The sequence below is a fragment of the Bifidobacterium adolescentis ATCC 15703 genome (genome assembly GCF_000010425.1).
Classification (GTDB): domain Bacteria; phylum Actinomycetota; class Actinomycetes; order Actinomycetales; family Bifidobacteriaceae; genus Bifidobacterium; species Bifidobacterium adolescentis.
Genome location: NC_008618.1, coordinates 886590 through 899002 on the forward strand (window position 1 = coordinate 886590; position 12413 = coordinate 899002).

A 12413-nucleotide genomic window follows, 5' to 3' on the forward strand; every position below is an offset into this window, starting at 1 on the left:
ATGACCAAAGTAGTGGTTGTCAACGGACCGAACCTCGGCCGTCTCGGAGTGCGCCAGCCTGACGTATACGGCAAGCAGGATCTTGAGACCCTGCGCAAACTGTGCACCGAATGGGGTCATGAACTGGGGCTTGACGTGGAAGTGCGTCAAAGCGACGACGAGGCCGAGATGATTCATTGGATGCATCAGGCCGCGGACGAAAAAACGCCGATCGTCATGAACCCTGCCGCCTTCACCCATTATTCCTATGGACTCGCCGACGCGGCGTATATGGTCATCGATGAAGGTCTGCCGCTTATGGAGGTGCATATCTCCAACCCGTCCGCACGCGACGAGTTCCGCAAGCGTTCCGTGATCTCTCCGGTGGCCACCGGCACCATCACCGGCATGGGATTCTATGGCTACAAGCTGGCAATCGAAGCGGTTGCGCACTTGTTGGAAGAACGCTGACATCGACATTCCGTCATGGATTCAGCCGGATGCCTGTCTTTAAGGCATCCGGCTTTTTCGTGCCAATGAGGACGACGCATATCCCGGTCTCCCCGGATTGGTATACAGTGATATTGCAAACGTATGCAAACCGGGAGCATGGCGAAGTGACGAAGAGGTCGATGACTATGGGCGCAATCGCAAGAAGAATCACACGTGTCATTACGGCGGTCGTATGCGTCGCGGTATCGGTCGGTGTCTCAGTCGCCACGCTTCACGTGCCGACACGTGAAGGCGGCGGGGAACGTTTCAATCCCGCGCGATACCGCAGCGACGTGATCGTGACCATGTTCCAAGCCAATTGGAAATCCGTCGCCCGCGAATGCGGCGAAGTGTTGGGACCCGAAGGCGTCGGCTACGTACAGGTCTCGCCGCCGCAGGAAAGCATCCAAGGCGCGCAGTGGTGGACGAGCTATCAGCCGGTAAGCTACAAACTTGACTCCAAAGAAGGCACCGAAGCTGAATTTAAGAACATGGTCCGGCAATGCAAGGCCGCGGGCGTCGGCGTGATCGCGGATACGGTCATCAACCACACCACCGGCGTCGACAAAACACAAGGGACCGGCACCGCCGGAAGCCCCTACGACAATAAAGGCGATTTCCCTGAAGCCGGATACACGCCATCGGACTTCCATGCCCCCTGTTCTATCTGGACGTACCGCGACGCCGAAAGCGTGTGGAACTGCCAGGTATCGGGTTTGCAGGACCTTGATACATCAAGCCCGCACGTGCGCGACGTGCTGTCTGACTATTTTGTGAAGCTTCTCGACTACGGCGTCGCCGGATTCCGCGTGGATGCCGTCAAACACATGCCTCCGGAAGACGTACTGGCCATCAAGAAACTCGTTGCGAAGAAATCCGGACGTTCCATGAACGACATCTGGTGGACGCAGGAAGTGATTGGCGACAATGCGGAAGCCGCCGAAATCCAACCGAGGAACTATCTCAAAACCGGCCAGGTGAACGAATTCCAGTACGCATATCGGCTTAAGTCCCTGTTCTCCAACTCGCTGGCAGGCGGAAGCCTGTCGATCAAAGACATTCCGCAGAACATCACCGACAGTGGCAAGGCCAGCGTATTCGTGACGAATTGGGATACCGAACGCAACAACATGACGCTCACCTACAAGGACGGCGACGCCTACCAGCTAGCGAACGCGTTCATGCTGGCCTACCCGTATGGCACCCCAACGTGTTCTCCGGATACGAATTCCATGACACCGACTCGGGAGCTCCAGGCGCCACTGCAACCAGCGTGCCCGATATTGACTGCTCCAAAGACTCCGGCTGAAGCTGCACCGAACGCTGGCCTGACGTGCACGGTATGGTCGGCTGGCATAATGTCGCAGGCGACGCGCCGCTCTCCGATTGGCAGGATGACGGCGACAACATGATCGCCTTCGGTCGAGGGGGACGTGCCTTCATCGCCATCAACAATTCCGTGCGCACACGTACTGTGACGTACCACACGGCTTTGCCGGCAGGGGAGTATTGCGATGTCTATGCTTCCGCCGACTGTTCCGGCAGCGTGCATGTGCGTTTCGACGGGGATGCCACACTGACGGTTCCTGCCGGTAGTGCAGTGGCCTTCCATATCGCCGCGACACCGTATACCGTGAGACAATGATTGCAATCGTTTGCTGTTTTTGCAGCTATTTCTGAATGTTTTCTGCTTGACTTGCAGAAAAAAATTTTGCTTGCAGCAACAGGTTGCACTTCGGCATATATGAAGTGCATGTGCAGCAGAGGGTCACGCTGTTTCATTGCCACGCGCAGCCATTGGCATACAGTTAACTCTGATTCAGAGTGTAAACGTATGCATATTCATCGTCGAGTGGATTCTGAATCATCCGCGTGGATGCGGATGTCCATGGCGCATACGTTGCCGGTTGCGGAGCCTGCCATGGGCGCTTGAACCGGCCTCACAGATGAGAACGGAGAACAATGGTCGTTCAGACGAACCGGCCGTTTGGCCGTGTGGTGGCAATAGGAGCCACCGCAGCCATGGCGTGCGCCTCGCTGGTCGCGGCGCCGATTATGGCCCAAGCGCAATCCAACGCGCAGGTCAGCGCCAAAAAGGATGTGCAGGTCATCGCGTTCCAACAGACATGGAACACGATCGCCAAGGAATGCACCGAAACATATGGTCCCGAAGGCGTGGGCTACGTCGAAGTATCGCCGCCGCAGGAATCCATCCAAGGCACCCAATGGTGGACGAGCTACCAGCCGGTGAGCTACAAGCTTGACTCCAAACTCGGCGCCGAAGCGGAATTCGCAAGCATGATCAAGCAGTGCAGCGCCGCCGGCGTTAACGTCATCGCCGATGTGGTTCTGAACCAAACCACCGGATCCGATGTGGCCAAAGGCGAACAGGCCGGCGTTGCTGGAAGCAAATACAACGGTTCCACCGGCGACTACCCGGGATTCGCCACCAAGCAGTATCCGGACGGCATCACCGCAGCAGACTTCCACAGCTGCGACAAGAACATCTCCAACTACACCAATCAGCAGGAAGTGCAGGAATGCCGCCTGAGCTCCATGTGGGACTTCAACTCCGAAAACGAGAAGGTGCAGGACATCCAGTCCGACTATCTCGTCAAGCTGTGGAATCTTGGCGTACGTGGCTTCCGTATGGACGCCGTCAAGCACATCCACACGGACAGCATGAAGGCCATCAAGGAGAAGTTCGCCAAGAAGATTGGCCAGAACGCCAATGACATCTACTGGATTCAGGAGGTCATCGGCAATTCCTCCGAAGCCGCAGGCATCCAGCCGGGCAACTATGTGCAGAACGGCACCGTGACCGAGTTCGGCTTCAAGTCCGAAATGAACCAATACTTCAAGGACAAGGTCGCCAAGCTCAAAGGACTGAACGAAAGACTGAGCAAGGATCTGGCCTCCAAGGACGCCAACGTGTTCGTCACCAACTGGGACACCGCCCGCAACCAGGGCGCGCTCACCTACAAGGACGGTGCGAAATATCAGCTGGCCAACGCGTTTATGCTCGCCTACGATTACGGCACGCCGCGACTGCTCTCCGACTACAAGTGGGATGACGGCCACAATGATGACGGTGCGCCTGGCGCCACCGCGGCTTCCGTGCCGGACGTGGATATGAACAAGGAATGCTCCACGAACAACTCCGCATGGAACTGCGAGCAGCGTTGGACCTCCACCCGCGGCATGATCGCCTTCCATAATTACGTAGGTGACGCCGAAATGACCGATTGGCAGGATGACGGCGGCGACAACATCGCCTTCTCCCGCGACGACCGTGGTTTCATCGCCATCAACAACGGCAAGAAAGAGAAGGACGTCACCTATACGACGTCCCTCGCCGACGGCGAATACTGCGACGTGTATGCCACAATGGACTGCTCCAAGACGGTGACCGTCAAGGGCGGCAAGGTCGAGACGAAGGTTCCGGCACGTTCCGCGATCGCGCTGTATGCAGGTGCCACCAAGGCCTCGCATCCCGCCGCCTCCACTGCGACCGATCCGTCCGATCCGGACGTAAGCAAAATCGACGACGAGGTGACGGCCACCGACAAGACCATCACCATCTATTACAAGCCCGCGGATTCCACATGGAAAACCCCGAAGGTGCACTATGGTCTTGGCGACGACTGGAACCAGCCGGAAGCCGACATGACGCTCGATGAGCAGGGCTATTACCGTGCCACCATCGATACGAAGGGCAAGAAGATCGACTTCGTGTTCCATGACGCCGACACGGATCAGTGGGAGAACCCGGACGGTGGAGGCAACTACCATGCCAACGCCGGTATCATCCAGGTCGGTGTGGCCGGCCAGGAGCTGTCCATCGGCAATCCCGAGTCCGTCGGGCAGAAGACCCGTCTCGTAGTGCACTACAAGCCCGCAAAGGCTGATGGCCAGCGAGGCGTATACGTGTGGGGCACCTCCACTGACGGAACCGATATCACGGCCACGAACCATCCGTTCACCGGAACCGATTGCTGGGGCAAGGTGGCGACGCTCGACTTCGATGGCGAATTCACCGATTTCGGCTTCATCATCACCACCGAGGACTGGAACAAGTACGGTGGTGACCGTAAGGCCACGGTCAATAAGACCGGCACCGCAGAAGTGTGGATCGACGGCACCAAGAACGAGGACAAGGGCGAATCCACCACAGTGGAAACCCTCGACTCCGCTCCCGCCGACTACAATTGCAAGGCCGATACCGTGAACGTCACCGTGCATTACTACCGCGATGACGGCCTCTACTACAATGCCAAGGACACCAAGGTGACCGTGCCGCAGTGGGATATCTGGACCTGGTCGAGCAATTGGAACGGCGGCAACGCCACCTTCGATTCCCATGACGATTGGGGCGAGGTCGCGAAGTATTCCGTGCCGAATTACACCTATAGCAACGCGGATGGCAATTCCGACATCGGCATGCTGCGCAGGTATGGTTCTGACGCATGGGCTTCCAAAGACCCGGATGACGCCAACCATATGATCCCGTCCGACGCGCTCGTATTCGACGCAGACGGCAACGCTTCCGCCGAAGTGTGGCTGGTCGGCGGCGATCCCACGGTGTATTCCTCCCGTCCGTCTCTGAAGATCGCACTTAAGTCCGCTGAGATCTCCGATTTCAAGGAACTGACCGCGCGTCTGTCGAAGAAGCCGGCCGATGGCGCCATCACGAAGGCCATGGTGGCCGTCAAGGACGCCGATGGCAACAAGGTCGATGTTGAGGACGTCACCGTCAATAAGAGCACGGTGAAGATCAAGACCGCCAAGAAGCTCGCCGTCACCGGCAAGTACACCATTGAGATCGAGGGCATGGGCTCTCAGACGGCCATCGCCGGCGCTCTGGTGCGTACCGACGCCTTCGACAAGGCATACGCCTATGATGGCGACGATTTGGGCGCTACCTTCAAGGAGGCTCGGACCGGTTTCAAGGTGTGGGCTCCGACCGCCACCAAGGTAGAGCTCGTCATCTACAAGTCCACCGATCCGAACGCCGAAGTCGACAAGACCATCGATATGACCGGCGAAGACAAGGGCGTGTGGAGCGCCACGGTGAAGAAGCTCGCTTCCGGCACCGCATACTCCTACAAGCTCACTTTCGCCGATGGCACGGTCAACACCTCCTCCGATCCGTACGCCACCGCCGCGGTCGCCAATGGCGAGCGTTCCGTGGTGCTGTCCAAGGAGGATATGGGATCCGCCGGCAAGCGCATGCCGGCCTTCGGCAAGACCACTGACGCCACCATCGCGGAAATGAACATTCGCGACTTCTCCATCAACCCGAATTCCGGCATTTCCGCAGACAAGCAGGGCAAGTACCTGGGTGTCGTGGAATCCGGCACGAAGACGAAGGAAGGCGCCACCTCCGGCCTTGACTACCTGAAGCAGCTGGGCATCAGCCATGTGCAGATCATGCCGATGTACGATTATGGTTCCGTCGATGAGACCGGCGACCTGAGCTACAACGCGAATGGCGCGCAGAACTGGGGCTACGATCCGGAGAACTACAACGTGCCGGAAGGCTCGTATTCCTCCAATCCGTCCAACCCGAGCTCCCGTGTCGCCGAAATGAAGCAGATGGTCAAGGAACTGCATAAGAACGACATCCGCGTCATCATGGATGTGGTGTACAACCACGTCTACAATGCGGCGAACCACTCGTTCAACAAGACGGTTCCGGGCTACTATTTCCGCTATGACGCCAACGGTTCGCTGGTCAACAACTCCGGCTGCGGCAACGATACGGCCTCCGAACGCAAGATGATGCGCAAATATATCGTCGATTCGGTGACCTATTGGGCGAAGAACTACAACGTGGATGGCTTCCGATTCGACCTTATGGGCCTGATCGACACCGAAACCATGAAGGAAGTCCGCGCCGCGCTCGACAAGATCGATCCGTCCATCATCATCCTCGGCGAAGGCTGGGATATGAACACCACGATGGACAAGAGCAAGATGACCATCCAGCCGAACGCCTACCAGGTCGCATCGGACGGCAAGAACAACGGCATTGCCTTCTTCAACGATTCCATCCGTGATGGTCTGAAGGGCTCCGTGTTCGACAGCGCCGACACTGGCTTCGTGTCCGGCAAGGCCGGTCAGGAGAAGCTCATCGCGCACAATGCGTTGGGCTGCCAGTATGACGCCGAAGCGGAAACGACCTGCTGGAACGGCAATGCGCAGGATCATTACGCGGATGCCGGCCAGGTGGTCAACTACGCCGAAATCCACGACAACCTGACCCTGTACGACAAGCTCAAGGCATCCGTTCCGACGGATGACGAGGCCACCACCGTGGCCCGCGCCAAGCTCGCCGATTCCGTGGTCTACCTGTCCGAAGGCATTCCGGCCATCCAGCTCGGCCAGGAGTTCCTGCGCACCAAGGGCGGCAACGGCAACAGCTACAACGCAGGTGACGCGGCGAACGCCATCGACTGGAACCGCGCCGCGCAATACGCCGATTCCGTCGACTACGTCAAGGGTCTGATCAAGCTGCGTAAGCAGATCAAGGCGCTGCGCCTGACCAACTACGACGACATCAACGACAGTGTGACGATGCTCAAGTCCGATGAAGGCGTCGTAGCCTATCAGGCAAAGGATTCCAGCGGCACCTACATGGTGATCTTCAACGCCAACAACGAGCCCGCCGCCGTTGAAGGCATAGGCGCCGGCAAGTACAACGTGCTCGCCGGCGACGGCACCGTGTACGACGAGAACGCCAAGGATGCCTTCGTCCGCAAGGGCTCCACGTACACTGCAGGCGCGCTGTCCGCCACCGTGCTCAAGGTCGCCTCTGCCGACGATGTCGTTCCCGTTATCAGCGGAATGACCGAATCGACGACCATCACCGTGGGATCCAAGTTCGATTCGATGGCCGGCGTCACTGCCGATGACTCCATTGATGGTGATCTGACCGACGGCATCAAGGTCGAAGGCACTGTGGACGCCGGCAAGGTGGGCGACTACAAGCTGGTCTATTCCGTGAGCAATTCCCGCGGCAAGACCACAACGTTTACCCGAACGGTCCATGTCCAGAAGAAGGTTGTCGTCCCTACGGCCGAGGCGAATGCAGCCAGCGGTAAAAAGAACGAGAACGCATCACGGGCGCAGAGTCCGGCAACCGGCTCCAACGTCATGGGCCTCGCCCTGGCGATCGCGGCGCTCGTCATCGCAGCGGGCGCGCTGATCGTCTCCCACAGGAAGGAGGTCAGCAACCGATAAGACCATAATCGTCTGACTGCATCTCCTATTCCTGGAAGATGGGGCCGCGCATGAAGCGCGGCCCCATCTTTTCATATAGTCCGAAACACGCCACGTCTCACACCGCTGATAAACTGAAGTTCCATGGTTAGAAGACAACATGGCAATTCTCAAGAGCACGTCACCAAGCATATTTTCGTTACCGGCGGCGTAGTCTCCTCCCTTGGCAAAGGCCTGACCGCCTCCTCCCTTGGCCGCCTGCTCCGTAGCCGCGGCATCAAGGTTTTGCAGCAGAAGCTCGATCCGTACATCAACGTGGATCCGGGCACGATGAATCCTTTCCAGCACGGTGAGGTCTATGTCACCGAAGATGGCGCGGAAACCGATCTCGACATCGGCCACTACGAGCGTTTCCTCGACGTGTACCTGAGCCAGAAGGCCAACGTCACCACCGGCCAGATCTATCAGGAGGTGCTGCGCAAGGAACGCGCCGGCGAATACCTCGGCCAGTGCGTGCAGGTCATCCCTCACATCACCAACGAAATCAAGTCCCGTATGCGCGCGCAGGCGTCCGATGACGTCGACGTGATCATCACCGAAATCGGCGGCACCGTCGGCGACATTGAATCCCAGCCGTTCCTGGAGGCCGCTCGTGAAGTACGCCGCGACCTGGGCGCCGAAAACTGCATGTTCGTGCACGTCTCCCTGGTGCCGTACATCGCCGCCGCGCATGAGCTCAAGACCAAGCCGACCCAGCATTCCGTCATGATGCTGCGCCAGCTCGGCATCTCCCCGGACGCGCTCGTGCTGCGTTCCGACCGGCCGCTCAACCAGTCCATCAAGGACAAGATCTCCCTGATGTGCGACGTGGACTCCGAAGGCGTCGTCAACTGCGTGGACGCTCCGAGCATCTACGACGTGCCGAAGACCCTGTTCGACGAAGGCCTCGACGCCTACGTGGTGCGTGAACTCGGCCTGCCGTTCCATGACGTCGACTGGGACGAGTGGGAGGACCTGCTCGAACGCGTGCACCATCCGAAGCACGAGGTCAACGTGGCCATCGTCGGCAAGTACATTGACCTGCCGGACGCCTACCTGTCCGTCACCGAGGCCATCAAGGCCGGCGGCTTCGCCAACTGGGCCAAGGTCAACGTCAAGTGGGTGGCCGCCGACAAGTGCGCCACCGAAGAAGGCGCCGCGGCGGCCCTCGACCAGGTCGACGGCATCGTGATTCCGGGCGGCTTCGGCATCCGTGGCATCGACGGCAAGATCGGCGCCCTGCGTTACGCCCGCGAGCACAAGCTGCCGGCCCTCGGCCTGTGCCTCGGTCTGCAGTCCATGGTCATCGAATACGCACGCGATGTCCTCGGCATCACCGACGCGAACTCCTCCGAATTCGATCCGGATTGCGCCAACCCGGTCATCGCCACCATGGAAGAGCAGAAGGACATCGTCGCCGGCAAGGGCGACATGGGTCACACCATGCGTCTGGGCTCCTACCCGGCGGAACTGGAGGAAGGCTCCATTGTCGCCGAACTGTACGGCACCACGCATGTCACCGAACGCCACCGCCACCGTTACGAGGTGAACGTGGCATACAAGGATCGTCTGCGCGAAGGCGGTCTGGTCATCTCCGGCCAGAGCCCTGACGGCGAACTCACCGAATTCGTCGAACTGCCGCGCGAGGTGCATCCGTTCTACGTGGCCACCCAGGCCCATCCGGAATTCAAGTCCCGTCCGACCAAGCCGCATCCGCTGTTCGCGGGTCTGGTCAAGGCCGCTCTGGACCACCAGCAGGCGCGCTGAGACGATTTGAGCGCATAAGCTCGATTCATCGCAAAGCGGAAGACCGAATCTGCATGGTCTTCCGCTTTTTTGTAAGGCAAATCACGGGCGAATACTGTCGAATTTCGAATAAGGTCTAGTGTTTCGCTGTGTGTTCTGTTAGGTTGTCATAGGTATCAATGAGTGAATGGAGGCAGCGTACGGTGGCAGAGAACCAAGCGTCCAACGCCGCGGCCGACGTGGAGATGAGCCAGTATGTGGCTGATCGCACGCGCGTGAACGAAGACAAGATCAAGCAGGATGACGAGATCATCGAGCAATTCGGTGACTACAACTACGGTTGGCACGATACGGACTTCGCCGGCGAGGCGGCGAAGAAAGGCATCGACGAGAACGTCGTGCGTGCCATCTCCGCCGACAAACACGAGCCGGAATGGATGCTGGAAAAGCGATTGGAAGGGTATCGCGATTTCATCAACCGTCCAATGCCGCAGTGGGGCGTCGATTTGAAGGACTTCGACGCCGACGATTTCAAGTACTACGTCAAGCCGATCGACAAGCAGGCCACCACTTGGGAGGAACTGCCCGACGAAATCCGCTCCACGTACGACAAGCTCGGCATTCCGGAAGCGGAGAAAAGCAGACTCGTCTCCGGCGTCGCCGCGCAGTACGAGTCCGAGGTCATCTACAATTCAATCCAGAAGGATCTCGAAGAGCAGGGCGTCATCTTCGTCGACACCGACACCGCCGTGCAAAAGTACCCGGAACTCGTCAAGAAGTATTTCGGCAAATGCATTCCGAGCAACGACAACAAATTCTCGGCATTGAACACCGCCGCATGGTCGGGCGGCTCGTTCGTATACGTGCCGAAGGGCGTGCACGTGGACATCCCGCTGCAGGCATACTTCCGCATCAACACGCCGAACATGGGACAGTTCGAACGCACGCTGATCATCGCTGATGAAGGCTCCTACGTGCATTACGTGGAAGGCTGCACCGCGCCGATCTACTCCACCGACTCGCTGCATTCCGGCGTGGTGGAGATCTTCGTCGAGCCGCACGCCCGTGTGCGTTACACCACCGTGCAGAACTGGTCGAACAACGTGTACAACCTGGTGACGCAGCGCGCCTACGTGCGTGAGGGCGGCACCATGGAATGGGTGGACGGCAACATCGGCTCGAAAGCCACCATGAAGTATCCGGCATGCATCCTCGCCGAGCCGTATGCGAAGGCCAGCACCATGTCGTTGGGCTTCGCCGGTAAGGGACAGTACCAGGACACGGGCGCGAAGATGATTCACCTCGCCCCGCATACCAGCTCCACCATCGTGGCGAAGTCGATTTCCCGTGGCGGCGGACGTTCCGCATACCGTGGCCTCGTCAAAATCGTCAAGGGCGCGGAAGGGTCCTCCAATTCGACGGTCTGCGACGCTTTGCTCGTCGACGAATTCAGCCGTTCCGACACGTACCCGCATGTGGATGTGCGTGAGGACAACGTCTCCATGGCGCATGAGGCCACCGTTTCCAAGGTCTCCGAAGACCAGCTGTTCTATCTGATGAGCCGCGGCCTGTCCGAAGACGAGGCCATGGGCATGATCGTGCGCGGCTTCGTCGAACCGATCAGTCGCGAGCTGCCGATGGAATACGCGCTCGAATTGAACCGTTTGGTGGAATTGCAGATGGAAGGATCGGTGGGCTGATCACCATGGCACAAACTCAGGAAATCAACATCCCCGTCGCGGATCCGTCCGATCCGTACGCGAATCCGGCGGCCATGCCGTCATCCGCGGACCGCGCTCCACGCTCATTCGACATCGAAGCGTTCGCCAAGCCGGACCGCAAACAGGAGGACTGGCGCTACACGCCGATAGAGCGCATCGAGGAGTTCTTCGATGTGTTCGAACCATCCAATGAAACGCAGGTCACCGTTTCCATGATCGACGGGTCGCCGCTTGCCGAAGGCGTCACGTATGCCGAAGGCACGGTGGGGGACACCGGCACAGGCATCGTCTCCAAGCCGAACGACCGCGTGTCCGCAGTCGAATGGAATTCCGGCAAACGCGCTGGAATACTGACCATCGACGGTGAGATCGACCAGCCGGTGCTCGTCAAAATGCATGGCACCGGCAAGGACCTCGACGCGTTCCACCTGTCGATCATCGCAGCCGACCGCGCCCATGCCGACGTGGTCGTCGAACATGACGGCGACGCACGTCTCGCCGAAGGCGTGGAAATCACCACAGGCAAGGACTCCCACATTTCCACCACCTTCATCCAGGAATGGAACAAGGACTCCAAACACGTCGGCAACCAGCGCATCCACGTGGGCGAGGAGGCGTCCCTGCGCCATTCCGTGGTCACCCTCGGTGGTGATGTCGTGCGCATTCGCATGGACCAGGACTTCGGCGGCGAACAGGGCGACCTCAACATGCTCGGCATCTACTTCGTGGACCCGGACGAGCATATCGAACACCGCACGATGGTGGTGCACAACCATCCCGAATGCAAGAGCCGCGTGGTCTACAAGGGCGCGCTCGACGGCAAGGGCGCGCACTCCACATGGGTCGGCAACGCGCTGATCGAGCCTACCGCGCCAGGCACCGACTCCTACGAGCTCAACCGCAATCTGGTGCTCACCCCAGGTGCCATCGCCGATTCCGAGCCGAATCTGGAAATCGAAAACGGCAACATCATCGGTGCCGGCCACGCCTCATCCGTCGGACGATTCGACGACGAAGAGCTGTTCTACCTCGAATCGCGCGGCATCTCGGAAAACGAGGCCCGCAAGCTCGTGGTGCGTGGCTTCTTCGGCGAGCTCGTCGAGGAAATCGGCATTCCGGCGATTTCCGAGCATCTTATGAACGTCATCGACAAGCGCCTGGCCCGCGGCGAAAGCGACGCGATCGCACAGGTATTGGAAGAGAAATAATCGTCAG

7 protein-coding genes are annotated in these 12413 nt (G+C 59.1%); all 7 read left to right on the forward strand.

Going from position 1 to position 12413, the window contains the following annotated elements; translation table 11 throughout:
* The 7 genes from BAD_RS03765 to sufD all read left to right on the forward strand — a co-directional run bounded on the left by BAD_RS03765 (window position 1) and on the right by sufD (window position 12406).
* Window positions 1-450 (forward strand): type II 3-dehydroquinate dehydratase, encoded by a 450-nt coding sequence (locus BAD_RS03765; RefSeq protein ID WP_011743121.1) that lies wholly within the window; start codon window positions 1-3, stop codon window positions 448-450.
* 161 nt (window positions 451-611) lie between these two features.
* On the forward strand, window positions 612-1883 hold the full coding sequence (locus BAD_RS03770) for an alpha-amylase family glycosyl hydrolase (RefSeq protein ID WP_011743122.1): 1272 nt from the start codon (window positions 612-614) through the stop codon (window positions 1881-1883).
* The gene (locus BAD_RS09250) at window positions 1814-2116 is read left to right on the forward strand and encodes an alpha amylase C-terminal domain-containing protein (RefSeq protein WP_231837108.1); all 303 of its coding nucleotides are present in this window, start codon (window positions 1814-1816) and stop codon (window positions 2114-2116) included. The genes BAD_RS03770 and BAD_RS09250 overlap by 70 nt, the downstream gene beginning before the upstream one ends.
* A gap of 317 nt (window positions 2117-2433) precedes the next feature.
* The gene (gene pulA, locus BAD_RS03775; RefSeq protein WP_011743123.1) at window positions 2434-7713 is read left to right on the forward strand and encodes a type I pullulanase; all 5280 of its coding nucleotides are present in this window, start codon (window positions 2434-2436) and stop codon (window positions 7711-7713) included.
* A 123-nt stretch (window positions 7714-7836) separates the two neighbouring features.
* Window positions 7837-9498: a CTP synthase gene (locus BAD_RS03780; RefSeq protein ID WP_003809478.1), complete on the forward strand. Its 1662-nt coding sequence runs from the start codon at window positions 7837-7839 to the stop codon at window positions 9496-9498.
* A gap of 158 nt (window positions 9499-9656) precedes the next feature.
* Entirely contained in the window at window positions 9657-11177 is a 1521-nt protein-coding gene (gene sufB / locus BAD_RS03785; RefSeq protein WP_011743124.1) for a Fe-S cluster assembly protein SufB, read from the forward strand.
* 5 nt (window positions 11178-11182) lie between these two features.
* Complete coding sequence (gene sufD, locus BAD_RS03790) at window positions 11183-12406, forward strand: Fe-S cluster assembly protein SufD (RefSeq protein ID WP_003809475.1); 1224 nt, start codon at window positions 11183-11185, stop codon at window positions 12404-12406.
* The last annotated feature ends 7 nt before the right edge of the window (window positions 12407-12413 follow it).